Annotated in this window: 25 protein-coding genes; 14 read left to right on the forward strand and 11 right to left on the reverse strand. The window is 58.4% G+C overall.

Annotated elements, in window-relative coordinates:
- The first annotated feature begins 14 nt into the window (after positions 1–14).
- The 6 genes from F568_RS0113830 to F568_RS0113855 are packed head-to-tail and all read left to right on the forward strand — an operon-like array spanning position 15 to position 6,478.
- Positions 15–1,028 carry a TRAP transporter substrate-binding protein gene (locus F568_RS0113830; protein ID WP_019019336.1) on the forward strand — a complete coding sequence of 338 codons (1,014 nt, stop codon included), beginning with the start codon at positions 15–17 and terminating at the stop codon, positions 1,026–1,028.
- Between the two features lie 50 nt (positions 1,029–1,078).
- On the forward strand, positions 1,079–1,726 hold the full coding sequence (locus F568_RS0113835) for a TRAP transporter small permease (RefSeq protein WP_229804174.1): 648 nt from the start codon (positions 1,079–1,081) through the stop codon (positions 1,724–1,726).
- A complete protein-coding gene (locus F568_RS0113840; RefSeq protein WP_019019338.1) occupies positions 1,723–2,997 on the forward strand; it encodes a TRAP transporter large permease in 1,275 nt (424 codons plus the stop codon). The genes F568_RS0113835 and F568_RS0113840 overlap by 4 nt, the downstream gene beginning before the upstream one ends.
- A gap of 15 nt (positions 2,998–3,012) precedes the next feature.
- Positions 3,013–4,473 carry an aldehyde dehydrogenase family protein gene (locus F568_RS0113845; protein ID WP_019019339.1) on the forward strand — a complete coding sequence of 487 codons (1,461 nt, stop codon included), beginning with the start codon at positions 3,013–3,015 and terminating at the stop codon, positions 4,471–4,473.
- An 11-nt stretch (positions 4,474–4,484) separates the two neighbouring features.
- On the forward strand, positions 4,485–5,600 hold the full coding sequence (locus F568_RS22915) for a tartrate dehydrogenase (protein WP_019019340.1): 1,116 nt from the start codon (positions 4,485–4,487) through the stop codon (positions 5,598–5,600).
- The gene (locus F568_RS0113855; protein ID WP_019019341.1) at positions 5,597–6,478 is read left to right on the forward strand and encodes an NAD(P)-dependent oxidoreductase; all 882 of its coding nucleotides are present in this window, start codon (positions 5,597–5,599) and stop codon (positions 6,476–6,478) included. The genes F568_RS22915 and F568_RS0113855 overlap by 4 nt, the downstream gene beginning before the upstream one ends.
- Here F568_RS0113855 and F568_RS0113860 read toward each other — a convergent pair.
- Genes F568_RS0113860 through F568_RS0113870 form a run of 3 tightly spaced genes read right to left on the reverse strand, consistent with a single transcriptional unit; the run spans position 6,475 to position 9,914 of the window.
- Complete coding sequence (locus F568_RS0113860) at positions 6,475–7,812, reverse strand: four-carbon acid sugar kinase family protein (protein WP_019019342.1); 1,338 nt, start codon at positions 7,810–7,812, stop codon at positions 6,475–6,477. The two genes, F568_RS0113855 and F568_RS0113860, sit on opposite strands and share 4 nt — an antisense overlap.
- Positions 7,809–9,071 carry a ribulose-bisphosphate carboxylase large subunit family protein gene (locus tag F568_RS0113865; protein ID WP_019019343.1) on the reverse strand — a complete coding sequence of 421 codons (1,263 nt, stop codon included), beginning with the start codon at positions 9,069–9,071 and terminating at the stop codon, positions 7,809–7,811. The genes F568_RS0113860 and F568_RS0113865 overlap by 4 nt, the downstream gene beginning before the upstream one ends.
- A gap of 15 nt (positions 9,072–9,086) precedes the next feature.
- Positions 9,087–9,914, reverse strand: coding sequence for a phosphogluconate dehydrogenase C-terminal domain-containing protein (locus F568_RS0113870; protein ID WP_019019344.1), 828 nt, complete (start codon positions 9,912–9,914; stop codon positions 9,087–9,089).
- A 167-nt stretch (positions 9,915–10,081) separates the two neighbouring features.
- Between F568_RS0113870 and nanR the strand changes: the two genes are divergently transcribed.
- Entirely contained in the window at positions 10,082–10,789 is a 708-nt protein-coding gene (nanR, locus tag F568_RS0113880) for a transcriptional regulator NanR (RefSeq protein WP_019019346.1), read from the forward strand.
- On the opposite strand, the gene F568_RS0113885 is transcribed toward nanR, so the two are convergent.
- The 4 genes from F568_RS0113885 to F568_RS0113900 form a co-directional block, all read right to left on the reverse strand.
- Entirely contained in the window at positions 10,786–11,544 is a 759-nt protein-coding gene (locus F568_RS0113885) for a PEP-CTERM/exosortase system-associated acyltransferase (protein ID WP_019019347.1), read from the reverse strand. The two genes, nanR and F568_RS0113885, sit on opposite strands and share 4 nt — an antisense overlap.
- A gap of 38 nt (positions 11,545–11,582) precedes the next feature.
- A complete protein-coding gene (locus F568_RS0113890; RefSeq protein WP_040476357.1) occupies positions 11,583–14,411 on the reverse strand; it encodes a bifunctional diguanylate cyclase/phosphodiesterase in 2,829 nt (942 codons plus the stop codon).
- Between the two features lie 11 nt (positions 14,412–14,422).
- On the reverse strand, positions 14,423–15,529 hold the full coding sequence (locus F568_RS0113895; RefSeq protein ID WP_229804171.1) for a hypothetical protein: 1,107 nt from the start codon (positions 15,527–15,529) through the stop codon (positions 14,423–14,425).
- 76 nt (positions 15,530–15,605) lie between these two features.
- Positions 15,606–15,956 (reverse strand): hypothetical protein, encoded by a 351-nt coding sequence (locus F568_RS0113900; RefSeq protein ID WP_019019350.1) that lies wholly within the window; start codon positions 15,954–15,956, stop codon positions 15,606–15,608.
- 508 nt (positions 15,957–16,464) lie between these two features.
- On the opposite strand from F568_RS0113900, the gene F568_RS0113905 reads away from it, so the two are divergent.
- The 3 genes from F568_RS0113905 to F568_RS0113915 all read left to right on the forward strand — a co-directional run bounded on the left by F568_RS0113905 (position 16,465) and on the right by F568_RS0113915 (position 18,419).
- Positions 16,465–16,683 (forward strand): KTSC domain-containing protein, encoded by a 219-nt coding sequence (locus tag F568_RS0113905; RefSeq protein WP_019019351.1) that lies wholly within the window; start codon positions 16,465–16,467, stop codon positions 16,681–16,683.
- Between the two features lie 61 nt (positions 16,684–16,744).
- A complete protein-coding gene (locus tag F568_RS0113910; RefSeq protein ID WP_019019352.1) occupies positions 16,745–17,545 on the forward strand; it encodes an SHOCT domain-containing protein in 801 nt (266 codons plus the stop codon).
- Between the two features lie 163 nt (positions 17,546–17,708).
- Positions 17,709–18,419 (forward strand): DUF3581 family protein, encoded by a 711-nt coding sequence (locus tag F568_RS0113915; RefSeq protein ID WP_019019353.1) that lies wholly within the window; start codon positions 17,709–17,711, stop codon positions 18,417–18,419.
- Positions 18,420–18,446: 27 nt separating this feature from the next.
- Here F568_RS0113915 and F568_RS0113920 read toward each other — a convergent pair whose 3' ends face one another.
- The 4 genes from F568_RS0113920 to F568_RS22920 form a co-directional block, all read right to left on the reverse strand.
- Entirely contained in the window at positions 18,447–18,836 is a 390-nt protein-coding gene (locus F568_RS0113920; RefSeq protein WP_019019354.1) for an AAA family ATPase, read from the reverse strand.
- A 25-nt stretch (positions 18,837–18,861) separates the two neighbouring features.
- On the reverse strand, positions 18,862–19,803 hold the full coding sequence (locus F568_RS0113925; RefSeq protein ID WP_189459577.1) for a 2-dehydropantoate 2-reductase: 942 nt from the start codon (positions 19,801–19,803) through the stop codon (positions 18,862–18,864).
- A gap of 124 nt (positions 19,804–19,927) precedes the next feature.
- On the reverse strand, positions 19,928–20,374 hold the full coding sequence (locus F568_RS0113930; RefSeq protein ID WP_019019356.1) for a YybH family protein: 447 nt from the start codon (positions 20,372–20,374) through the stop codon (positions 19,928–19,930).
- 214 nt (positions 20,375–20,588) lie between these two features.
- The gene (locus tag F568_RS22920) at positions 20,589–22,676 is read right to left on the reverse strand and encodes a methyl-accepting chemotaxis protein (protein WP_019019357.1); all 2,088 of its coding nucleotides are present in this window, start codon (positions 22,674–22,676) and stop codon (positions 20,589–20,591) included.
- 160 nt (positions 22,677–22,836) lie between these two features.
- Here F568_RS22920 and F568_RS0113940 point away from each other — a divergent pair, with 160 nt between their 5' ends.
- From F568_RS0113940 to F568_RS0113955, 4 genes are all read left to right on the forward strand, one after another.
- A complete protein-coding gene (locus tag F568_RS0113940; protein WP_019019358.1) occupies positions 22,837–23,808 on the forward strand; it encodes an MBL fold metallo-hydrolase in 972 nt (323 codons plus the stop codon).
- A complete protein-coding gene (locus F568_RS0113945) occupies positions 23,805–24,416 on the forward strand; it encodes a cyclodeaminase/cyclohydrolase family protein (RefSeq protein WP_019019359.1) in 612 nt (203 codons plus the stop codon). Before F568_RS0113940 ends, F568_RS0113945 begins: the two co-directional genes overlap by 4 nt.
- A 75-nt stretch (positions 24,417–24,491) precedes the next feature.
- Positions 24,492–25,433, forward strand: coding sequence for a DUF808 domain-containing protein (locus F568_RS0113950; RefSeq protein ID WP_019019360.1), 942 nt, complete (start codon positions 24,492–24,494; stop codon positions 25,431–25,433).
- 92 nt (positions 25,434–25,525) lie between these two features.
- The gene (locus tag F568_RS0113955; protein WP_019019361.1) at positions 25,526–25,948 is read left to right on the forward strand and encodes a YqaA family protein; all 423 of its coding nucleotides are present in this window, start codon (positions 25,526–25,528) and stop codon (positions 25,946–25,948) included.
- The last annotated feature ends 82 nt before the right edge of the window (positions 25,949–26,030 follow it).

Raw genomic sequence — 26,030 nt, forward strand, 5'->3', positions numbered from 1 at the left:
AAGAGGAAACAATAATGACAGCACGCTTTGCACGCACCGCTCTGAACACCGCCATCGCCGGACTCGCCGGCGCCGCTCTGGCTTCCACCAGTGTGAGCGCTCAGGCGGCCCAGACCGTCACGGTCGGTCATACCACTTCCGATAACTCCCACTATTCGGTGGGCGTCGATGCCTTCAAGAAAACCCTGGAGGAACTCAGCGGTGGCGAGTTCACCGTCGAGGAACATCCTTCCGGTGCGCTGGGAGGTGAGCGTGCCATGATCGAGGGGCTGCAGATCGGCACTATCGATACCGTCATCACCTCCACCGGGCCGTTGGGCAACTTCGTACCCGAGACCTATGTACTCGATCTGCCGTTCCTGTTCGCCGATTACGATCAGGCACGCTGCGTGCTGGATGGCGAGATCGGCCAGGACCTGCTCGATCAGATCGGTAACAACAACCTGGTTGGCCTGGCCTGGACCGAGAACGGTTTCCGTCACCTGACCAACAGCAAACGCGACGTGAAAACCCCCGAGGATGCCGCGGGCCTGAAGATCCGCACCATGGAAAACCAGATGCACATGGCCGCCTTCAAGGAAATGGATGTGCATCCCACGCCGATGGCCTTCCCTGAACTGTTTACTGCGCTTCAGCAGGGCACGGTCGACGGTCAGGAAAATCCCGTCTCGGTGATTCTAACCAGCAACCTGTGGGAAGTTCAGGATCATATGTCACTGACCGGCCATGTCTATTCGCCAGCCATCATGCTGGCCTCGCCGGTACTCTGGGACAGCCTCAGCGATGAAGAGAAGGGCTGGTTCAAGCAGGCTGCCCAGGCAGGCGCCGAGGCGACCCGCGCCGAGGTGTCGCGTCTCGAAACCGCGGGTGTAAAGGAGCTCAAGGAAAAGGGCTTGACGGTGATCGAAGACATCGACAAGTCGCAGTTCCAGGATGCCGTCGAGCCTTCCTACTCGGTCTACACCGACCAGTACGGCAGCGAGATGTTGGAGCGTATTCGCAACAGTGAATGCCTGACCGGTAGCTAAGCACAGCACTCTAGTAACCTCGCCACCCCCGGTTCGGGGGTGGCCGATACATGGTGACTGCTATGCTGGAACTCTTTCTACGCATCGAGCGATTCACGTCACGTATCGCACTGGTCGCCGCCGTGCTGATGCTGATCGTCTCGGTGACGCTGGGCTTCTATCAGGTGCTGACGCGCTTCGTTTTCGACGCCCCGTCGACCTGGTCCGAAGTCATGTCGCGCTCGGCGATGATCTGGTGTGTCTTTCTGGGCGCCGCGGCCAGCTTCCGCGGTGGCTACATGATGGCCGTCGAGGTCATCTACAAGCTGGTGCCGGTCCGGGCCCTGGTGTGGCTCGAGTTGCTGGTCGCCCTGTGCTGTCTTCTCGTTCTGGGGATACTGGTCTACTTCGGTACCTTGATGACGATTCGGGTCAGCGCGCAAATGCTGTCAGGCATGCAGATATCCATCGCCTGGGTCTACGCAGCCATCCCTGTCGGCGCTGCCTTCTCGGTGCTGGCAGTCCTGGCACGTATCGCCTCCCAAGTGACCCGGCGCGAGCCGATCGGCCCTGCAGAGGCCGAAGCGCTGCCCGAACGCAAGCACGATACCCCGGTTGCCCCAGCTAGCCAGGCACCGCGTCACGACACGCCGCCCATCAACGCTAAGACATCGTCCGCACCGGCCCCGACCGGACTCACCGGGAGATCCCGCTCATGAACCTGGCCATCGGACTCTCGCTGATCATTCTGTTCGGCCTGGGCGTGCCCATTGCCATTTCCATCCTGCTGGCTTCGATCATCGGCATCGAGTTCTTCTCGCGGCTGCCGCTATTGATGGTGCCGCAGCAGATGTTCGTCGGTATCGACAACTTTCCGCTGATGGCAATTCCATTCTTCATTCTGGCAGGCAACCTGATGGCCGCCGGGGGCATTTCTCAGCGCCTGGTGGATCTCGCCAAGTCGATTGTCGGTGGCCTGCAGGGCGGCCTGGCGATGACCTGTGTGCTGACCTGCATGATGTTCGCCGCGGTGTCCGGGTCGAGCGTGGCCACAACGTTTGCCATCGGTTCCATCCTGATCCCGGCGATGGTACGCCACGACTATCCCCGCCCGCTGGCAGCGTCAATCCAGGCCTCGTCTGCCGAGCTGGGTGTGCTGATTCCGCCATCGATACCGCTGATTCTTTACGGTGTCAGTACCGATACCTCGATAGGGCGCCTGTTCATCGCCGGCATTGGTCCGGGCCTGCTGATCGGTGGCTCGCTTCTGCTGTTTTTGTACCTGTTCTGCAAGGTGCGCGGTTACGGTCTGCGCGATCGCGAGGAGCGCCAGGCCTTCCCCGTTGCCTTCCGGCGTGCCTGGGCGGCCATGCTGATGCCGGTGGTGGTCATCGGCGGAATCTACGGAGGCGTGTTTACACCCACCGAGGCGTCGGCAGTGGCGGTGGTTTATGCGCTGATCGTCGGTGGGCTGGTCTACCGCGAACTGGGCTTCGATGACCTTTGGCCGATCTTCAAGCAGAGCGTGATCTCGACAACGACAATCATGCTGATCATTGCCGCCGCGACGCTGTTCAGCTTTTTGATCAGCCGCTCGGGCCTGCCCTCGGACGTAGCGGCGTGGGTGACCCAGGTCTTCGACAGCCCAATCTCGTTTCTGCTGGCCGTCAACGTGATGCTGCTGGTAGTGGGCATGTTCGTCGAGACTTCCGCCGCCATTCTGGTGCTTGCCCCGATCTTCACGCCCATTGCCGTGCAATACGGCATCGATCCGGTGCACTTCGGCCTGATCGTCGTCGTCAACCTGGCCTTGGGCATGTTCACGCCGCCGTTGGGCGTCAACCTGTTTGCCGCCTGTGCGGTGGCCAAGCTATCCATCGATCAGCTGATCCCCTGGTTGCTGCGTTTCGTGCTGGTGGTGCTGGCCTGCCTGATGGCGATTACCTACCTGCCCTGGATCTCACTGGGCCTGGTCGATCTTCTTTACTGAGCGAGGAAAATAACAATGCATGACCTACCCGACATGCCGCCCCGTGCGGCGCTGATCGCCGGTGAATGGGTAACGACACCGCACACGCTACGCGTGGAAGCGCCGGCTACCGGCGAGAGGCTCACCGAGATTGCCCGCTGCGAGGCGGAACACGTCGAGGAGGCTGTCAGGGCAGCACGACAGGCCTTCGACGGCGAGCTGGGCGAGTGGAGTCATTGGTCGGCCCGCCAGCGTGGCGAGTGGTTGTTCGCCTTTGCTACAGCCATTGACGCCGATGCCGAGGCGCTGGCCGCGTTGGAGTGCGCCGATACCGGCAAACCGATCAGCCAGGCCAAGGGCGACATCGCCGTCTGTGCGCGTTACTTCCGTTTCTATGCCGGTGCCGCCGACAAGCTGCACGGTGAGACGATCCCGTTCGAGAACGACTTCGCCGTGATGACCCTGCGGGAGCCATTCGGTGTCTGCGCGCAGATCATCCCCTGGAACTATCCGGCGCAGATCTTCGGGCGCTGTGTTGCTGCCGCGCTCGCTGCCGGCAATACCGTGGTGCTCAAGCCGGCCGAGGATGCCTGCCTGAGTGTGCTGCGCCTGGCGCAGATCGCTACACGCTGTGGCTTGCCGCCCGGTGTGCTTAATGTCATTCCCGGCCTGGGTAGCGAGGCGGGAGCGGCATTATCGGCGCATCCGCTCATCAACCACTTATCGTTCACCGGCTCGCCGGTCACCGGCACGCTGGTTACCCAGGCGGCAGCGGCCAATCACGTTCCCGTGACCATGGAACTGGGTGGCAAGTCGCCGCAGGTGGTGTTCGCCGATGCCGACCTCGACGCCGCGCTGGCCGCGGTAGTTCGGGGCATCATTCAGAATGCCGGCCAGACCTGTTCGGCAGGTAGCCGCCTGCTGGTCGAGTCGAGCTGCTACGAGGAGGTGATAACGCGCCTCACCGAACGCTTCTCGGCATTGCGCTGTGATGCTGGCGAGAAGGACCCGGATTGCGGCCCGCTGATCAACGCTCGCCAGCGCGAGAAGCTCGAGGCTCGACTTGCCGCGGCCAAGGAAGACGGTATCCGTGTTGCCGCCGCCGGGCAGTTGGCGGAAGGGGCACCCGGCGGGGGCCACTTCGTGGTGCCGCAGCTGCTTATCGATATCCCTGAGGGCCATGACGCGGTACGCGAGGAGCTGTTCGGTCCTGTGCTGGCGGTTCAGCGCTTCGACAGCGAGGAAGATGCCGTGCGCCTGGCCAATTCGACCGACTTCGGGCTGTGTGCCGGCGTGTGGACCCGTGACGGTGGACGCCAGCTGCGGATGGCCAAGCGTATCCGCAGCGGCCAGGTCTTCGTCAACAACTATGGCGCTGCTGGTGGCGTCGAGCTGCCGTTCGGCGGTGTTGGGCGCTCGGGGCATGGGCGCGAGAAGGGCTTCGAAGGGCTGAAGAGTTATACCCAACTCAAGACAGTGGCGATCAAGCACGGCTGAGGATAACGACAATGACCTACAAGATTGCGGTGTTGCCGGGTGACGGGATTGGCCTCGAAGTCGTTCCGGAGGGGCTGCGGGTGCTGGAGGCGGCGGCGAAGCGCTTCAACCTGTCGCTAGAGTTCGAACAGTTCGATTTCGCTAGTTGCGCTTACTACATGGAACACGGCGACATGTTGCCGGACGACTGGTACGAGACGTTGACCCGCTTCGATGCCATCTTCTTCGGTGCGGTGGGCTGGCCGGATACCGTGCCCGACCATGTGTCGGCGTGGGGCTCGCTGCTCAAGTTTCGGCGTGCCTTCGATCAGTACGTCAACCTGCGCCCGTGCCGGCTGATGCCGGGAATCGAGAGCCCGCTCAAGGGGCGGGGGCCGGGCGACATCGATTTCATGGTGGTGCGCGAGAACACTGAGGGCGAATACACACGCCTGGGTGGCAGAGTATTCGAAGGCACCGATCGCGAAGTGGTGCTGCAGGAAACCATCATGACCCGTAGCGGTGTCGACCGCGTGCTCAAGTACGCCTTCGAGCTGGCCCAGTCACGGCCGCGCAAGAAGCTGACCTCGGCGACCAAGTCCAATGGCCTGTCGATCTCGATGCCGTACTGGAACGAGCGGGTCAAGGCGATGAAGGCGAACTACCCGGAAGTCAGCGTCGATCAGTTTCACATCGATATTCTTACTGCCAACTTCGTGTTGCACCCCGACTGGTTCGATGTCGTGGTGGCCAGCAACCTGTTCGGCGATATCCTCTCCGACCTGGGGCCGGCGTGCACTGGCACCATCGGTATCGCGCCGTCCGGCAACATCAACCCGACCCGGGAATACCCCAGCCTGTTCGAGCCGGTCCATGGCAGCGCGCCGGATATCGCGGGCAAGGGCATCGCCAACCCCATCGGCCAGATCTGGTGCGGGGCGATGATGCTTGAACACCTGGGCGAAATCGAGGCAGGCAAGGCTATCGTCAGCGCCATCGAGCGCGTCATGGAGCGGGGAGATGCGAGCGTGATCACGCCGGACCTGAAGGGCCGCGGCACAACCGAGACATTGGGCCAGGCCATTGCCGAGGCGCTGGCCGCGGGCGATGCGCAAACCCAGCCAGCCATTGAGGAGGAGCAGGCATGAGCAAAAACTATCGTGTCGGCATGGTGGGCATCGGCCTGATGGGCCATGGCATCGCCAGCTGCTTGCTGCGCCACAGTCACGAACTGTGTTTTCTCGATCATCCCGGCAATCAACCGGTCGACGACTTAATCGACAAGGGGGCGGTGATCAAACGTACCGCCCGCGAAGTCGCCGAAGCCTCGGAAGTCGTCATTCTCTGTGTTACCGGTACGCCACAGGTGGAGAGCGTACTGTTCGATTCGCAGGGAGTGATCGAGGGGCTGGGCGCCGGAGCCACCGTCATTGATTGCTCCACAGCGATCCCTAGTTCCACAGTGAAGATTGCCGAGCGGGTCGCTGCGGCCGGCGGTCAGTTTCTGGACGCGGCGATGACGCGTACCCCCAAGGAAGCCGCCGAAGGCCGTCTGAACCTGATCGTCGGTGCCTCCGACGAGCTGTTTCGGGATGTCTATCCTCTGCTGCAGGACTTTGCCGAGAACATCACGCATGGTGGACCGGTAGGCTCGGGACACAAGCTTAAACTGCTGCACAATTACGTATCGCTGGGCTTCACTGCGGTACTCGCCGAGGCCTCGGCGGCGGCACGCCATGCCGGGATCGCCGATGACGTCTTTCTGGAGGTGCTGGGTAATGGGGGTGGCGCAGGCGTCGTGCTCGAGCGGCTGCGTCCGTTTATCGCCGCCGACGACCCCTCGGGTTTCCGCTTCAGTCTGGCCAATACGCTCAAGGACGTCGGTTATTACAACGCCATGGCCGAAGATGTGAAAGCGCCACACAGCGTGGCCGGTGCCATCGAGGCGCTTTACCGCGAGGTCAACGAGCAAGGCCATGGCGACCGGCTGGCGCCTGAGTTGATACGCATCCTGGAAATGCGCTAACGCTGGATGCCACCGTCACGGATGGTGGCGAAATAGCTGTCGCTGCCGATCTGGCCGCCCTTGAAGGCGATTTCCAGTCCATCGAAACGCATGTCGACGCTGTAGGCCGTACACAGCGGCGATCCTGGTGTCTCGGGCAGTGGCAGCCGTGTGGTCAAGGCATGAATACCCAACTGCTGGAGGGCATGGCTCGAGGTGTCGCCTCCGGCGACTACCACGCGTGTCAGTCGTTCGGCGATGACCAGCTCGCGCAGGATCTCGCCCAGGCGTCGACCGATGCCGTGTCGGGCCTGCTCGGTATTCAGCGCCGGATCGGCCGCTTCGGGGCCCAGGGCGGTATGCAATATCACGCTCTTGCCGGCGCGCAGGGCCGTAAGTCCGTGTTGTAGCGCTTCACTTCGAGCTGTTTCGCCGCTCGTCGGGTCGGCAAGCCGGGCGGCATCGATGGCGATGGTTTGGAAGCCATTGCCCTGTGCCCAGCGTATCTGGCTTGCCGTGGTTTCCGAGCAGCTACCCGAGACTACGGCAATGCGTTCCACCGCCCCGGGGTTCGAGAATGTCGGCGCCGGCCCGATCAATCCTTGACGGCGCCATTCGGTGAGCAGCGCGTATTCGACACCGGAAGAGCCCACTACGTAGCTACCGCCGGCCTGGCGCGTGCGCCACAACTGATGACCGACGCTGGTCTGGGTGGCCTCGTCGATCACGTCGTAGAGCAGCGCTTGGTATTGCCGTTGCCAGTTATCGATGCGCCTGTCGATATCGTCGCCAGTCAGCGAGGCCAGGTCCACCAGGCCGATGTCCAGTGTGGTCTGCTCGGCGAGATGGCGGCGCAGGTCGGCTTCGCGCATTGGTGTTACCGGGTGGCGCGACATCACTGGATGCCGGTCGATGCGGTACACATCGCCCCGATATGCCGCGAACAGGTGACCGAAGGCGGTGTAGCGTTTCATCTGTGGCACGCCGACCACAATGGGGACACAGGCCTGATCGAACAGATCACGTCCGATCTCCAGCGCACACCCGATGCTGCCGGTCCCGGGCGCACTGTCGAAGGTTGAGCAGGTCTTGTAGTGGCACACTCCGGCCCGGCGCTCGCGCAGCCAGGTGAGTGCCGGTGTGAGGTTTTCCTGCATCCACGCTGGCGACTCGCTGCGGCTGGTGCCGGCCAGGCCGAAGGCGCGGCAATCCGCGAAGCGGGCCAGCTGCGCGTCATCCGGTATCGCTGTGAACAGTACCGTCGAGACGCCTCGACTGCTCAGGGCTTCCAGCGCGTCGGTCGAGCCGGTGAGGTCATCGCCGTAATAGGTGATGAGCGTCTCGTTCGCAGTCATCGAAAGGCCTCCAGCGCCTGGGCGAGTTCGTGGTGCTCGGCGGCGTAGGACTCCAGTGTCGTGCCCTGAACGGTGGCATCCCAGGCCTGGCGCAAGCTCTTCACCCCGCTGGCGATGCCGCCGGGGTGGGCCATGATGCCGCCGCCGGCACAGAAAATCAGATCGGTGCTACCCAGCGCCTGGTAGGTGTCTACCGCTTGCCGCGCCGTCTGGCCCGAGGAGAACACCGGCATCACCTCGCAACCCGGCGTGGGGGGCGGAAACATTGGTGTCAGGCAGGCACGGGCGCTGGCGATCACGCTGTCATCGGCCTCGCTGAACTTGTTGGCCAATCCGTTGACGTGGATATGATCGACGCCGGCCAGGCGCCATAATTTCTGGTAAGCGATAAAGCTCATGCCGATATGCGGCGAGCGACTGAATAGGCCCCAGCCGGCACGATGGCCGTGCAGGGCCAGCCGGCAACGCTTGCGCAGGTGCGCCACGCCAGCCAGTCCCACACTATTGAGCGCGACCATGGCGCAAGTGCCACCGGCCGCTGCCACGTAATCGTGATGGCGTAACATTTCGTCGATATCGCCGGTAATGTTGAAGGCGTACATCACCTTGCGCCCGGTGCGCTCGGCATGAGCGTTGATGATCGGCATGACTGCATCGACCCGCGCCTCGAGAGGGTTGTGCGGCCCGTTGGCCTGCAGTTCATCATCCTTGATGAAGTCGATGCCACCCTCGACGAGCTGCTCGACAACCTCGGCGGTCTGCGCCGGCGACAGGCCCACGCTGGGCTTGATGATGGTACCGATCAGCGGGCGTTGCTCAACGCCGGTGAGCTTGCGCGTGCCGGCGATAGCATATTGTGGCCCGGGGTAGGCGGTGGCGAAGCTATCCGGCAGTGTCAGGTCGAGCAGCTTGAGTGCGGAGAATTCCTTGAGCTCGAACAGGTTGCCAGCGACGGTGGAGAGCAGATTGGGCAGAGACGGCCCGAGGTTGGCGATCGGCCATGACAGCGTGACACGGGCACGCTGGTAGCGCGGCATGTCGCTGCCCTTCGGCGGGCGCACAGGAAGCGACGGCGTCTCGACGCATTCGAGATGCTCGATACGCTCGACGTTGGCGCCATGATTCGCGCGCAGCTCATCAGTCTCGTTGGCCAGTCGAGTGAAAGTGCCTGACGACTGCTCGCCAGCCATCACCTCGGCCGCGCGCTCGACTGGGTAGGGCGTCTCGATAAGGTAAGTGGCGTAGATTCGTTCGCTCATGACACTCCTCCCCGATCAAGTAATGCGGCGGATGCTCTCTGCAATTTCCTCAGGCTCGAAGACCTTTTTCCAGTCGTCGCGCATTAGCATTGGCTTGCCATTTTCAATGGCCTTGTTGCAGGCATCCGAGAAAGCGCCAGGCTGCTCATCGAAGATGACAGCAGAAAGGATATTCATATGGCCGAGCAGGAAATCGCGGGCACACTGCTGGGAGACGCCACGAGCGACGACTTCATCCATGGCTTCGCGCATCACTGCCAGCAGTGTGGCGCAGACTGTCTCGGAAAGTCCCGGTTCGAGCAGGGCCATCTCATCGACGCTGACTCGGTGTGACCGCCCGACTGGGGCATAGATGGTACGGGCAATGCGTTCACCAAGTTCGAAACTCTCCTCTGGGCCCTGCATCAGGGCACTGACAATGTGCTGAGTAGCCTTGAGGCCACCGAAGTAGTCTTTCTTGGCTTCCAGGTCCGTCTCGTCATTGAAGATTGGCGGATGGCAGGGGTGAGTGACGAAGTAGATCAGGTCATCTCGCTCGGGCAGGTGGCCGGCGAAGGGGGCCGCCGCATCCAGCGTAATAACCATGGTACCGCTTTCCATCATTGGCGAGAGCTGGTGCGAGATCTTTCCGACCAATGTATCTGGCACAGCCAGGATAACCACGTCGGCATTGGGAACGGCTCGCTCGGCGTCGACACAATCGATACTCAGCTCCTGGCTTAGGCGTCCGCGTCCTGCTTCGCTGACCTCGACGTGATCGACCGTAAATTCCGAGCCCTTCAGGTTACGCGACAGGCGAAAGCCCATCTTGCCGCCAGCGCCGATCAATGCAATGCGTGTCATGGTTATTGTCCTGCCTTGCCGATGGAAAGAAACTCGATATAACTGGTATGATGACATGACAAGTACGCCACGCTGTCAAACGCGACTTTGGTCGCAGCCATGATGTGGCTGCGCATGTATGGGGCGTTTGGATAAGCTGCCTCCCGATATCAATTCAGAGACACTCCATGAGCGATGCCCTGAAGGTTTCCCGTCGCAAGCTGTCTGACGAGGTGTTCGATCGGCTATATGCCATGCTGCTCAATGGCGACTACCGGCCAGGTGATAGCCTGCCGTCGGAGCGTCAACTGATGGAGATGTTCGGGGTCGGGCGGCCGGCGGTACGCGAGGCGATGCAGTCTCTGGAGCGTGCCGGCCTGGTCAGTATTCATCATGGGCAGCGGCCCACAGTGACCATGCCCACGGCCTCGGGTGTACTCTCGCAAATTGAGCTGACTGCCATGCATATGCTGTCGAGCTCACCGCAATCGCTGGAGCAGCTCAAGGAGGCGAGGGCGTTCTTCGAACTTGGCATGGTTGCCCGAGCGGCGCAGAAGGCCACGGATAAGGACATCGAGCGACTCGAAACATTACTCGAGATGCAGCGCTCCCAACTGAACGTCGATGTCGGCGCCTTCATCAAGACCGACATGTCCTTTCATGTCGCCATTGCCGAGATGACCGGCAATGCCATCTTTATCGCAGTGAGCAACGCCATGCTCAACTGGCTGGCGAATTTTCACACCGAGGCATTGCACTGGAAAGGCAACGAGCATGTCACGCTGGAGGAGCATGCGCGCATTCTCGATGCCATTCGCAGCCATGACGGTGATGCCGCGACAGACGAGATGCGGGCGCACCTCGACCGGGCGGGAATGTTGTCTTTAATTTCCTAAATGGTGGTAGAAAGCTCTGTTTTTGAGCAGTTAAGCTGGTCGTGTATTTCTCTATATAAAGGAAGCAGTTTTTTGGCCATTCCATTACTTGCTGTTGAGTTATCTATGTAGTAGGGCTCTCTAATGCCATGGTAGTGTATAGGGTCGCCTACTTTTATGAAGTTGAAGCCATATTTTCTTAGTAACCGAGGAAGAGTTGGCTCCATCATGGCGAACATATGTTGCTTGTTGAATAATTCCGCTATCGCGTAAGAGGATAGAAATAGCCCAATGATCAAGTAGGGGAACGTTGATTTTTCGTCCTTGATTAATGGCTCGTGATTATATGTTAACCCTTCCCTGAAGCGTCTGGAAATTACTAGCCTAGATGCTTCGCATATATTTTTTCTCGGAAGTTCGGTTATGAATTCAGGTAATTTGTTTTTATACTGCTCTTCAATAGGAAGTTTAGAGGCGGCCTTTTCGAGACTGCTGTCTAATGTTATGACTCTCAGCCCTCCGGCGGTAATCCCTGTGTGTTTGTGTTCAATGATGCAATGTATGGAAGAATGGTCGTAATCATCTTTTTCCACGCCATTCAGTATGTTCATTTTGTAGCTTAGTTCTTGGCAAAACACTTCGTGGCGGAGCTTATAGAAATGCTTTTTTTCGTTGTCGCTAAAAGCCAGCTTGAAGTTAAAAAAATCTGTCAATCGTAGGTAAGGCTCTTTGAAAGCCTCTTTGTCTGTCGGTTTGCTGGTGATTAGAGATCCCATTGACATTCCCTTGCTAGAGACAATTGATTTTGATTTTTTTAGTTTTCGGCCATGGTGGAAAAAGTGGCTTTCATTGGCATCGGTTTTCCCAGGTGAAAACCTTGACCGTAAGTGATGCCGTAAGCCTGTAAAAGTGGGATCAAGGCTTCCTGATCCACGAATTCGGCGATGGCCTGCTTGCCGAAGCCTTGGGCAATGTCGGCAATTGCCTTGACGATAATACGACTATCTGCGCTGGTTGCTAGGTTTCTAATGAACGAGCCATCGATCTTGATGTAATCGACAGGCAACTGGCTGAGGTAATGGAAACTGCTGAAACCAACGCCGAAGTCATCCAGAGCCGTGCGGCAACCAAGATCACGAATACCCTGCATCATGCCACGTGCTGTTGCAAAGTCGGTGACTGCGGCCGTTTCCGTAATCTCGAGTATCAACTTATGTGGGTCCGCGCCGCTGATTGCCAACTCATCAGCCAGAAAGCGGGTTAGCCCACCGTCATGGAAGGACTGTCCAGACAAGTTGACGGCCAAGCTGATCCCTTGATGCTGGACCGAGCGAAGCGCCCTAAGACTCTCACGTAGTACCCAACGATCTAGTTGGATAATCTGGCCGCTACGTTCTGCTATCGGGATGAAACTACCTGGCGCCACCAGCGAGCCATCCTCATTACGCATGCGAAGCAGAACTTCATAATGGCGTACGTCGCGGTCCGCCAACCGAACGATGGGTTGAACCATCAATACGAAATCGTCCTCACGCAGTGCTTTACGAATACGCTCTACCCAGTAGACCCGCTGTTGCAACTCGTCCTTGGCATGCTGGATCGCTTCGAGCAGGTACCACCGCTGAACTCCGCTCTCCTTGGCCTTGTACATGGCAACGTCAGCACTAGCCATGATGTCGGAAGGGGTCTCACCATGCATGGGATACAAGGCGATACCAATACTAGCAACGGCGCGATGAAGACGGGAAGCAACTGTCAGGCCGACGTTGTCCAACACCCGGTCGATAGACTTTGCAGCTTGTATGGCCTGCTTGGCATCGACATCATGCAATAATATGGAGAACTCATCGCCTCCCAGTCTTGCAATCACGTAATCGCGACCGAACTCTCGGTGAAGGGCTTCGGCTACCATGCGTAGCAGGCTATCTCCCGCATGATGACCGCTAAGTTCGTTAACTTCCTTGAATTGGTCGAGATCTAGAAACAGGACGGCGCCGGGACAGTTCTGCTCCAGTGCACGGTCCAGCGCCTCTTGAAAAAAGCGCCGATTATAAAGCTCTGTCAGCGGGTCGTGCTGTGCCAGCCAGGTCAGGCGAGCTTCAGCGACTTTACGCTCGGTAATATCGAGACCGACCGAAATACGTGCTGATGTTTCGCCCTGCTGGGCTGGAAGCGCTGCGTGTGCCCACACAATGGTACGTTCCGGTTGGCCGGGTAGTTGTACTACGCGTTCGTCCTGGTGTGTACCGATAGAGGCTTTGCCTTTCAGCTCACGATATAAAAAAATATCGTCAAATGACTTGCCTATGAGGGAGGCTTCGTCAAGTGAGAGCATGCTCAGGGCATAGTCGTTAACCATCATGATATGACCATGAGCATCCTGAGTCAGGATAAAGACGCGTGCGGTGTCCAGTAGGCTTTCAACGAAATCACGTTCTTGAGCCAGTTCCTTGACACGGAGGGTCAATTGCTCGCTTCGCGAGCGCAATTCGCACTCAAAGGATTCTAACTGCAGGGCCAGGTCCAGCGTCGTTGTATCCAGAACGTCGATTTCGTCGAGGAGACGCTTTTGAGGGAGAGGCACCATGACTCTGGCCTTCGAATAGCCTCCTTTGGCAAGCGATGGCAATACATCAGCCAAGCGTCTCAGGCGTGCCATCGGGCGCCATAGGATAACCAGCAGCAAGATTTCCGCCGCAAGCCACCCAAGTAATGAAATGACTAAGCTGGTACGTGTATCTTGGGTAATCGTATGAATCTGACCGGTAATGTCAGAAACAAGCAAAAAATAGCCTGCACTTTGAGAACTGTTATTACTATCGAGGCGTATGGCGGAAACTTCATAATAGGAGTTGCCTGATTGAATAATCAAAGGGGCGTTGACGAGCTGAGGTAAGGTTGCCTGGCGAGCGGCGTCCCGAAGTAGGGGGAGGGTTACGGACTGGTGCGTTACGGTTTCCAAGTGTCCGTTCCATGCGTCAAGGGTGCGCTCCCCTCCCATATCGGCAGAAGCGGCTTGACCAGCGACTAGAAGTGCCACCTCGCTGTCGGCCATGCGTTGGGCTTGACGGGTAACATCGGCTAGCGAGCGCGACACGACGACCATGCCAACGCTGGCCCCTTCTACTAGGACAGGTACTGCAATATATTGCCTGCAGTCGTAGGTGCAGCGCAAAGTAGACATTGGAGCTTCTGAATACATAACCTGCTGTGCCCAGTCTCGAACCGGCCTGAATATTCCTTCTTGTGGTATACCCCATGAGGCTATTCGGTTTCCATGGGCGTTGAGCACTAATATTTCATCAATCCCTGATTCTAATTGTAGTGTCGGCCATTGAGAAGAAAGCGAATGAATGACAGTTGTAGAGTCGTTGCTTATTAATGCAGGGCCTAGCCTGTACGATGCGGCCAGTAAGCTGGCTAACTGGCGGAGCGATTCTTCTGATCTTCTTAGCGCGAGTTGAATTTCCTTTGCCTGGCTCTCTACTTGAGTATTTCTGTGATCGCTAAACTGTCTTGTTAGGCTGCTGTGGCTAATGTAAGTAAAGAGCGAGGCCAAGCCTAAAAGTAGAAGGCTGGAAAGGAACACCACCCTCCATGTAAGGCTGAAACGAGAAATGTTTTTTGTGGTCTTTCTCTTCATTTCTGGCCTATTCAAAAGCGTAACGACATTTGGAGGAGAAGCATGTTCCAGTACCTGTCCCTTTCTTCCTGAGATGTATTGCTCTGGTAAGGGAGCCAGCCAGTCCCATCGACGCTATGATACTCTGCTGCAAGAAGAACCTGAGGGTGAAGGCTCCATTGAAGCCCTAAAGTAATGTCTTTTGCATATTGCGTGTGCGCTTGGCCAGCACCGCTTGCCTCATAATCGCTTCCATCCTGATCGTCGCGATTATTGGCTAAATAATCGTAGCGGATAAGCCATTGCCAATCGTCGTGGAACCGCCTCGTGTATTGTAAGTACCAACTTTCTCCCGTTGTTTCATGGTTTCTAGGGTCAGTGAATCCTGTAAGCGATACCTTTCGTATAGCGTACTCGCCGGTTAAGCTCCAAAATTCATCATTATATTGCAATGAGAAAACCGTTGGCTGGAATTGGAATTCTCCATTGCCAGGCGTATCTTCGTTAGAGTTGAAATGTGCTTGGGCACGACCTGTGCTGACCGCTGCTATGAACTTGCCGCCATCATGTTCATAACGTATCTGGCCAAGAGCGGAAGTCCCACTATCTAAGTCACCTGAAGATTTAGGAAGTAAAAGCGTCTCTTGTACATCCTCATCTATCTGCGCTTCCCCAAAACTGGTCTGTACATAAAGGGTTCCCGTCGGTAGGCGTTCCTCTAAATAGGCGCTCACACCATCTCCGGCCAAGCCCAAGGAACGAGTGCGATCAAAATAGATAGATTGAGGCAATAATATGCTTGGTCGCGTGAAAGCTATGTCTCTTGTTTGGTTGTAAAAGCCAAACGGGTTTTTTACACGACCTGCCTGTATGCCCAATGTACGATGCCGGTTAGAAATCATCTGGTAGTCGATGATGCCATAGTCCAGAACAGGTCCTTCCTCGCTGGTATCGCCAGCTTGACGCCACAGTAACTGGGCGGCTAGGAGCACGTCCCGGTGTGGGCGCAACGAGGCATTAGCACCGATTTCGGTGTATTCGAAGCTCCCCCCGTTCCCGCTGCTGGGTCCGAAAAAGTCGTTACCTTCGGAGGCGATCCAGGCTTGGCTGAGAAAACCGTGCATTTGCAGAGTATCCACGACTTTTTCGGTAGCCTGGGCGGCCGGACTGATGCACAGCACCGATGCTATCAGTCCCGAGCCCGATAGCAGGCGGCTAGTTCGCCAGTGGCATGACCTTGACACTGTCATCCAAATAACCTCTCTCGATATAGCCCAGCCCGCCGGATGTTGAGGCAACATGCTTGACTATCTCCGGTTGCGTCATCACGACGTTTGGGGCCTGACCGGTGCCAGAAAATACGACGCGGTCCCAGGCGAGCCTCAACTGGTGGGGATAAACGTTCAATAGGGATTTCGAAAAACGTGCATGCACAGAGTGATTTTCAGGAAGTACGAACACACTGACTGCTTGCCCGTTGGGCCAGGTTCGCTGGCGCATGGCAAAAATGGCACGTGCCGTGTCCCGTGAAAGGGTTTCGACTCGAACATTGGGATGGGCGATCATGATTACATCGTTTGGGTCGTCAGCCCAGCCTGACAGACAGGTCAGACATAGCGCGATCGAGACCAGCCAGCGCGGGGCTAGCCGGTCCAAACCTCTTATTGTCCCACCCCGCCTAGCTGGCATAAGTCGATTCCAAACGTTGAAGTCCAATATCTGCCATCAAAATCTTGAGAGGAATCACTCTCTTGAGCGTTGTCGTTTCATGAAGTCTGGTGCACAAATGATGAAAAAGCACCGCATTTTTACTTACCCGATATTACGCACTTATTACTTAGGTTTGCAAAGCTGCGCATCCTTTACCCATCGACTGCTTTTCCACGGCAGTGTGTCATGACTCCAGTCAGCCTCATCGTTGGATATCGGCAACTTCCGAGACGTGTTTGGGCCATGGCCAAGCGGTACTCTTTCAAGTGAATTTTCACCAAGGCGTGGCGCCGGCAAAAACTGCCGCGCAGCCTATTGAGTGGGTTCAAGTGGTGGCTGCTATGCCCCTGGAGGGAAGGACACCATGACCGAATGGGTATTCGTCACCTCGACAGCCATCGCCGCGATCGGCTACGAAAGAGAAACGCGGCGGCTATTCATCGACTTTCACGACAGTACGCCGACATATACGTTCTGCGACGTGCCGGAAGCCGTTTATCGTACGTTCGTTAAGGCGCCGTCCGTGGGACGCTTCTACCATCGATATATCAGAGACAAGTACCTGTGCGAGGAGGGGCCCTGAGTCATCCGGTCGTGATTGTCGGCTAGACTGTGTGAGTCTAAGTCAGACAGGGTTGACGGCCATGCAGCGACTCACTCCACAAGGGCAGGCGGTGGTTGGCGATCTTGCTCGACGCCATGGCTTCAGTGCCGATGCCGTGACCCATATGCTACTTGCGGTGCTCAACGGCAACGGTGGTATGGCGCAGTTCTCTCATCCTGAGTTTGGCGGCTCGGGCCAGTGGATGCGCGGCGGGTTACTGATGCTCAGTGACATGTTCAATCATGCTCTCAAAGGGCGTGTCGGGGCGCTCTGTCATGAGATTGCCGATATTCTCGCCAGCCAGAGGGGACTGCAGGACACCGGTAGTTTTCAATCAGAGGGCCAGGGTGGCGGCAAATACCCGCCTCACTCCCCCGAGGAGCCACGTGGCATCTCGGGCCTGCTTGTGTCCGAGCCGATCGACCAATGGTGGCCCAGTGAATTGGGCATGCCTAATGCCACCGGGGCCCAGAACGATGTTCGCTATGCCTATTTTGCCCAGCCGCGTCGCCTTGCCGTGCGTGTTGGTGGCAGTACAAGTGTCTATGACACGGGCGATCATTGTATCGGTGGGGTCTCACAGCAGCAGGGGATAGGAGGCCCGGGCTCGGTGTCATTCACCAGCCAGCATGGCGTCATCGATCTGGCCAGCCTGCCCGTGGTCTCGCATGATTATTCTCCATCTCAATCGCAAGGCGTTGCTGTGGCCACGTCATCCTCGGGCCCGACAGAGTCCGATGTCTTCAGCGCCATCGAGCGTCTTGGTGCGCTCAAGGAAAAAGGGCTGTTGACCGAGGAAGAGTTCGCGGCCAAGAAAACCGAGCTACTGGGGCGACTGTAACAACGCTTGCCCGGTGATGAGCTGCTCCAGACCTTTTTTCATGCAGACGAGAGATATCTTCTGGCCTTGGCTGGCTCGGGATGATAGAAACAGTCACCCGGACAGTCTCTTGCAAACAGTAACAATACCGGTGCCCCTGCGGCGTTACCGGTGACAGGACCGTATGTTTCTCGACGATTTCTACGCCTTGGCCGGCGGACGGATGTGCATTGCCGCTGAGCAGGCCAGTCAGTTCGCCAAGCAAATGGCCGGCGACTACAACCCGATTCACGACCCCGATGCACGACGCTTCTGTGTGCCGGGGGACTTGCTGTTTGCGTTGGTACTGGCGCGTCATGGCCTGTCGCAGCGCATGATATTCTATTTTCGTGGCATGGTTGGTGCCGACGTGCCATTGACCATCCGTGAATGTGAAGATGGCATGCTTCGTGTCGTCGATGATGCCGGCAAGGAATACCTATGCGTGGAACGCAGCGGTGAGACCACCCGCGAGCCTGCCGTGATCGAGGCCTTCACGCGGCGCTACATCGCTTTTTCCGGACGTAACTTTCCGCACTTTCTGCAGCCGCTGATGAAATCCCACGGCGTGATGTTCAACCCGCAGCGGCCATTGGTCATCTACGACAGCATGGGGTTTACCCTCGACACTCTGGATATTGCGTCGCTTGATGTGGAGTTCGCTGGTTCGAGTTTCGAAATCAATGGCAAACGCGGCGAGGCTCACCTGGAGTTCCGCATGGTGTCCGGTGGCGAGTCGGTCGGTAGCGGTTCCAAGAAGCTGGTGGTGAGTGGCCTGCAGCCGTACGATGCCGAGGTCATGGACGCCTTCGTCGAGGACTTCAACCGGCGCAAGCGCAATTACGCCACGGCTTGACGCGAGCACGCTGGACATGCGCCAACGCTACAGCTTGACGTTGAAGCGTTGACGCATGCGTTCGACATCCTCCTCGGGAACGTCATGAAGCGAGCTACCGCCATGACGGTTCTCGACGATCATCGAAAACACCCGGTAGCCGTGTTCCTCGGCGAGTTTCATGTAGGGTTTCATTTCCCGGGTGCGGGTGAAGGTGTTGGCCACTGCAATGTCTTTACCGGTCTTCATCGCTTGGGCCACAGCGAGCTGGCAGTAACGGTGCGCTGGCCATAGGCGATCTACGTCGAAGTGATAGTTGCCTTCGGCATCGTAGAAATAGTCGTCCGCCGCGAACACCCGCGACGGATCGACAATGCTGCGCGCAAGAGTGGTCTTGCCCGCGCCGGGCAGGCCGCGTACGAGGTAGAGGTTGGGCATCGATGCTTTTCCTCCGGATGCATGGTCAGGTCGGGGGTGTCTCGCCACGGGCCGCCAGCTCCTGAGGAAGCAGGGCAGCATGGACCAGTGCATTCACCGGCGTTGCTACGCCACACTCCTCGCCCAGGCGTACCACTGCACCATTCTGCGATTCCAGTTCGGAGGGGCGACCATCCATGATGTCGCGCTGCATCGAGGCCGTGCCCGAGGCGGGTAGAGCGTCGATGAACTTCAAGGCACGCTGCACGGCGCTGTCCGGCAGGGCAACGCCACGCGCGCGCGCGACCCGGGCAATCTCGTCGAGGATCTGCTCGATCATTTGCCGGGTTTGCGGCAATTGACGGCTCACGCCGATGGGCATGCGAGTGATTGCGCCGATTCCACTCATGGCGCAGATGAACAGGAACTTGCTCCAGATTGCGACATTGATGTCTTCAGGTATTTCCGCCTGAACGCCACGGGCACGCTCGAAGGCAGCCTTGAGCGTCTCGAGACGGTCGCTGGAACGATTGTCCCGCTCACCGAAACGCACGAACGGATCGACGCCGGCATGCACGATATGCCCGGGGGCGGCACGGTAGGCGAGGATGCCGCATAGACCACCGACGGCATGTTGGTCACCAAGCGCCGCGGCAACCTGGTCGGCGGCTTCCACCCCGTTCTCCAACGGAACCACGAACGTGTCGGGACCGATCATTGGCCGCATGGCATCGATGGCCTCGGCAACTTGCCAGGCCTTCACGGCCATAATCACGCAGTCCACTTTACCCACCGTGGCAGGATCATCGGTGGCCTGGGCCTCGGCGATATGGAAGTCTCCAGCGACACTTTTCACACTCAGGCCGTCACGCTGAATTGCCGCCAAGTGTTCGCCTCTGGCGATGAAGGTCACGTCTTCTCCGGCTTCGGCGAGCCGGCCGCCGAAATACCCACCGACACCGCCAGTGCCATATATCGCGATTCGCATGGTCATGCCTCGTAGTTCTGAAAACTCCTCAGTATAAGGAGCCTAGGCCGAGCGAACATCACCATGCAGTGAAATAACGAAGCGGCCCGCATCGATGCGGGCCGGAACATCAGCCGTATGGCTGTCAGGGTTGGAGATCGAACAACGCCTTGCCGGTTTCCATGTCGAAGGGGGCCGAGAAGTGCTCGTGCACGATTTTCCATTGTCCGCCCAGTTTGCGATAACAAACGGTACCCCGCATCCAGCTTGCCTGGATGTCGCCCTGCTCATTGGGTCCGCCACAGTGGCTTAGCGAGTGACTGTAGGCGATGTCATCTCCGGCTACGATATTCACGTCGTGCAGTTTGAATTCGATCGGGCCCTGGCAGAAGCTAAAGCATTTCTCCCAGTGTTCCCGGTAGGCTTCCTGTCCCTTGACCTGCAAGGCGAGAATTGCATCGAAAGCCACGATGTCGGGGGAGTAGTGAGCCATGATGCCGTCCAGGTCCTTGGCCAGGAAGGCCTGTGTCCAGCTATCCATTAGGGCGCGAATCTCGCTTTCTGCACTGATGTTGGCCGTCGTCGTGTTCATGTAGGGCATCCTCGTTCGTGCCAGGGTTGTAGGCATAGCGTATTGCCATCACCTGGTCGTTCAGCGAGCTAGAAAATCGACACCGAGGTAAGAAAAAATATTTCACGCGGAGGGCGGGTAAGCAGTAGGCCGGGACGATGCCATTGGCCGGCAATCTTTCGTGGAGCAGGAGGGGAAAAGGGCCTGCAACCGCAGGCCCAGAAGGTAAAGGTATTTAGAATTCCTCCCACTCGACCTCATGCTTGGAGGAAGTCGCGGCGGGCATAGGTGCGCGGACAGGTTTCTGTGCCAGAACCGTTGCCCCGAGTGTTGTGGGCTTCTCTTCCGCTCCCGCGCGCTTGCCGTCGTGTTCTCCCAGATTGAACGTTGCCATTAACTGGCTGAGTTGTTCGGCTTGGCCGCGCAACTCATCGGCGGCAGCGCTTGATTGTTCCACCAAGGCCGCATTCTGCTGGGTCATGGTATCCAACTCGGTCACGGCGATATTGATCTGGGTGACCCCGTCGCTCTGCTCTTTCGCGCCTGAAGAAATCTCGCCGATCATGTCCGTGACGCGTTCGATGCCTTGCATTATTTCTTCCATCGTCAGGGCAGCCGAGCCCACGAGCTCTGATCCGGTTCTTGTGAAAGCAACGGATTCGTCTATCAGGGTCCGGATCTCTTTCGAGGCGTCACTGGAACGGGTTGCCAGCGTGCGCACTTCCTGGGCAACCACGGCGAAACCACGCCCGTGTTCTCCCGCCCGGGCGGCTTCGACCGAAGCATTGAGCGCCAGGATATTGGTCTGAAACGCGATACCATCGATCAAGGTGATGATTTCGCCAATCCTGGCTGCGGAGGCATTGATGTCGTGCATCGTGTCACGAGCCTGATTCATTGCCGTGTTGCCGCGCTTTGCGGTATCGGCCGTAGCCTGAACCAGTTGACTCGCCTGCTGAGCTGAGTGCGCCGTATTTTGAACGGTCGATGTGATCTGTTCCATCGACGCGGACGTTTCCTGAAGATTGGCGGCTGACTGCTCGGTACGCGATGCCATGTCCCGGCTGCTCTGGGCAATCTCCTCCGCGGCATGGTTCACGCTGCTGGTGCTGGCATTCACTTGCCCGACAATCCGGGTAAGGCCTTCGCCAATCCCGTTCATTGAGGTGATCAGCTTGCCGATTTCATCCTCACGCGAGGTATGCATTCGCTGCGAGAGATCCCCCTTCGAGAGTCCTTGAGCCAGTGCTACCAGGCTGGCCAGAGGCCTGCTGATAAGGGATCGCTGGCATAGATACAGCAACACTGAGAAGCCGAGAGCGAGTAGAGTCGCCGCCAGGATGGCCCAGTTGCGCAAGGCGACAATGTGCGAATTCACTTCATCATCAAAAACAGTGCTCGCAATGACCCAATCCCATTGCGGATAGGCAAGGTAGTGGGTGGTGCGTTGACGTGTGTCGTTGCCTGCAAGGGCGTAACTGATCTCTCCCGACGCTGAGCCGAAGAGGGCGGAGAAAGCAGGCTCGCCGTCCAGCGTTTCGAGATTCATCAGTGAGCCGCCCTCGTGGGGGCCGCCTGCGATAACCTGGCCCTGTTGGGCTGGGTTGGCGCTGACAAGCATCGTATAGCCACTTTCACCCTGCGACATGTGACGGACCTTGCCCTTCAGCATGGCCATCTGTTCGGTAATGTCGATGCCGATGAACGAGGCGCCGATTACCTTCCCATTGCGATCCAGGATCGGTTGGTACTTGGTGATGAAGGGAGTGCCGAAGAGTTCGGCCAAGCCAAGGTAGGGCTTACCGTTCATCAACTGCGCATAGCTCTTGCTGGCCGGGTCGAGCAGCGTGCCAACGGCACGCTCGCCGTCGGATTTTTTGAGCGAGGTCGTCACGCGGACGAAGTCGTTACCATCGCGGGCGAAAAGGGTGATAGGCGCTCCTGTCTGGGCCGTGAAGTGGTCAAGAATGCTGTAGTTGCCGTTGAGAACATTGCCCCCATTGCTCAGCGCTGGTGTTTGACGCCCCGCTACAAGGACTTTCTGGTTCGGGTTCAGCGAGAAGCCCGGAGCCAGGCCGTTGAGGAAGAGGGTAAGAAGCAGGCCAGCTTCTTCTTGCAGGGTCTGGTCGAAGAGCTCAACCATGTCAGCAACCTGACTCTGCTGTTTATCGAGGCTCTGGCTAACCTGGCTACGTAGTTGGTGGCTGGCTGATTGAGACAGCACGATTCCAAGCCCTAGAAAGCCGATGAGCTGCACTACAGCGACGAGAATCGATAGTTTCACTCCAATATTGGCTCGACGAAGCGATTTCAGAAGTGACATAGCAGCTCCAATTAATGTGGGATGATGCTATATCGGCTACAGTCCATAAGACTTAAGTCTAATAAGAGGGGCTATTGTATTGTCTTGGTCGGCTGGGATGGCTGGTGGGTAGGGCAATCTCGCACTACGCTGATGACTCGCTCAGGCCAAGGAAGAGGATATGGAAATCATCTTTCTGGGAACCTCCGCCGGAGTTCCGACGAGGATACGCAACGTCACAGCGACCGCCCTCAAGAAGCAGGACGGCAAGGCCTGGTATCTCATCGATTGCGGCGAGGGAACCCAGCACCGCGTGATGCAGACGCCACTGTCGCTGCATCGGTTGGAGGCAGTGCTCATTACCCACTTGCACGGTGATCACTGCTATGGACTGCCCGGCCTGCTGGCCAGCGCCTCGATGGCGGGCCGTCGCCACGCGCTTACCATTGTCGCTCCCACCTCGATACGTGACTATCTCGAGGCTATCCAGGCCACCACCGGGTTGCATCTGACCTTTTCTCTGGAATTCGTAGCGGTGGAAGCGATGGATGCGTCGCTCAGGCTGCCGGATTTCGCCGTGGAGGCGGTGTCGCTCTCCCATGGCGTGGCATCGTACGGCTTCGTCTTTCATGAGCGTGGCGTGGAAAGCCGACTGGATACCGAGCGCCTGGATGCGTTGGGTGTTCCGCGCGGGCCGGACTGGGGGCGGCTGCATCGCGGCGAAGACGTGACACTCGGCAACGGTACGCAGATCCGCAGCGAGGACGTGTTACTGCCCGGCCGCCCAGCGAGAAAGGTGGTGATTGGCGGCGACAATGACGATCCGTCACGGCTCGAGGCCGCCTGCCGCGGGGCGGACCTGCTGGTTCATGAGGCCACCTATACCGAGGCGGTGGTCGAGCGCCTGGGCACCGATAACCAGCACAGCACGGCAGCGGCCGTGGCTGCGTTTGCCCAGCGTCTTGAACTGCCCAACCTGATTCTGACCCACTTCAGCCCGCGATATCATGATAATCGCCAAGTTTCTCCCAACATTGACGATGTCGAGCATGAGGCGCGTAGCCATTATCGCAACACGCTTTACTTGGCTCGCGATCTCGAGACCTACCGGCTCTCGCGCGATGGCGAAGTCATACGGATGGGACGGTCATGACGGCGCCACGAAGCTTATGGACACTTCCACTGCTCGATTTTCGCGAGGCGATCGTGCAGCGCGCCAGCCCGGGCTGCGGCGCCGCCGCTGCAGCTTCGGCCGATTTAGGGCTGGCGCTGGTAATGAAGGGACTGCGAATCACTGACGCCAAGCACTCCAGTCCCGAATGCAAGCGTCTGCTCGACAAGGCGGAGCAACTGCTGGAAACGTTGGCCGATCACGCTGACGGTGACATGCAGGCGTTCGAGGGATACCTCAAGGCGCTGAAAATGCCCAGTGACAACAAGGTGCAGCGCGATCAACGGCGACAGGCCCTGGATACCGCGACGCGAGAGGTGAACCGCATTCCCTTGGCTACCGCCGAGGCCTGCCTGGCCGGGCTCGGCCTGACGCTAGAGGCATGGCCGTTGACCGAGGCCTACCTGCAGAGCGATGTGGTCGCCGGGGGATTATTGCTGCACTCGGGACTCAGCGCCGTGTTGCTGAATGTGGATGCCAACCTGAGCGGCCTCGACGATAGCCGCTTACGGGAAAGCGCCGCCCAGGAGCGCGAAGCCTTGCAGCGCGAGGCCGACGAGTACCTGAGGCGCCTGCGCGCAACGTCGTGAATCGGCGGTGAAGGCAGCGAAACCACCAATTACTGTTATGCTGAACCCGCCTAATCTATCGAAGAGGAAGACCCCTTGGCCGGTGCGAGCTTATTGACCCTGATCGATGACATCTCGACCATCCTCGATGACGTGTCGGTGATGACCAAGGTGGCTGCCAAGAAGACTGCCGGCGTGCTCGGTGACGACCTGGCGCTCAACGCTCAACAGGTCACCGGACTCAGGGCCGATCGCGAGCTACCGGTGGTCTGGTCGGTGGCCAAGGGGTCGTTCCTGAACAAGCTGATTCTCGTTCCGGCCGCGTTATTGATCAGCGCCTTCATTCCCTGGGCGGTGACGCCGCTGCTGATGCTGGGCGGTGCCTTCCTTTGCTACGAGGGCTTCGAAAAGCTGGCGCACCGGTTTCTACATAGCAAGGACGAGGACAAGGCGCACCATGACGAGCAGGTCAAGGCACTCAGCGATACCAATGTCGACCTGGTGGCCTACGAAAAGGGCAAGATAAAGGGTGCCACACGTACCGATTTCATCCTCTCGGCGGAAATCATCGCTATCACGCTAGGCACTGTGGCCGATGCCAGCCTGACCCAGCAGATCTTGGTCATGTCGGGTATCGCTATCCTCATGACCGTCGGTGTGTATGGGTTGGTGGCCGGCATCGTCAAGCTAGATGACCTGGGGCTCTATCTCAACCAGAAGACCGGCCAGGTGTCTCGTGCCATCGGCAGCGCCATTCTGCGTGCCGCGCCGTATTTGATGAAAAGCCTGTCGGTGATCGGAACGGCAGCCATGTTCATGGTCGGTGGGGGCATTCTGACCCATGGCATTCCGCTTCTCGAACATGCGGTGGAGGATGTCTCACAGGCCTCGGCCGCCATTCCCGGTATCGGCGTCGTACTCGGCACTCTGGGAACAACGCTGCTCAACGCTCTGTTTGGCATCGTCGCCGGGGGCGTAGTGCTGGGTGTCGTGAAGCTCGTTAGCCGTCTTGCCGGCAAGCGTGGCACGACACATTGAGCCGAGTGCCTTACTGCCTTGATTGCTGGGCCCCGGGCTCGGCGATAGCTACCTTATCGCCCGTAACCCACTCATGAACGAAAGGAGCGGATGTGACGGGATACTTCGGGTTGTTCACGTCTTCCTTCCTCGCGGCGACCCTGCTTCCCTTTTACTCTGAGGTGCTGCTAGCCGGCCTGTTTCGTGCCGGCTACGATTTCTGGCTGCTGCTGCTCGTCGCTACCGCGGGGAATACGCTCGGCGCTGCTGTAAACTGGGGCATAGGCCGTCACCTGGAACACTACAAGGACCGTCGCTGGTTTCCCTTCAAGGAAAAAAAGCTGGGCTATGCTCAGCGCTGGTTCAACCGCTTCGGGGTATGGTCGCTGCTGCTGGCCTGGCTGCCAGTGGGCGGCGATGCTCTGACATTCATTGCCGGGCTGCTGCGGGTCTCCTTTCCGATCTTCTTCGTGTTGACCGCCATTGGCAAGGGTGCACGCTACTTGGTCGTGCTGCTGGCCATGCAACAGTTTTGACTCATTTGCTCGCTTTGCATGTTGGTGATCGGTTCCGGTCGCCGTGGCGTCGCCACCTGCTATGTTGAAGGCGACAACGTCA

The sequence above is a fragment of the Modicisalibacter luteus DSM 23508 genome (assembly GCF_000378505.1).
Classification (GTDB): domain Bacteria; phylum Pseudomonadota; class Gammaproteobacteria; order Pseudomonadales; family Halomonadaceae; genus Modicisalibacter; species Modicisalibacter luteus.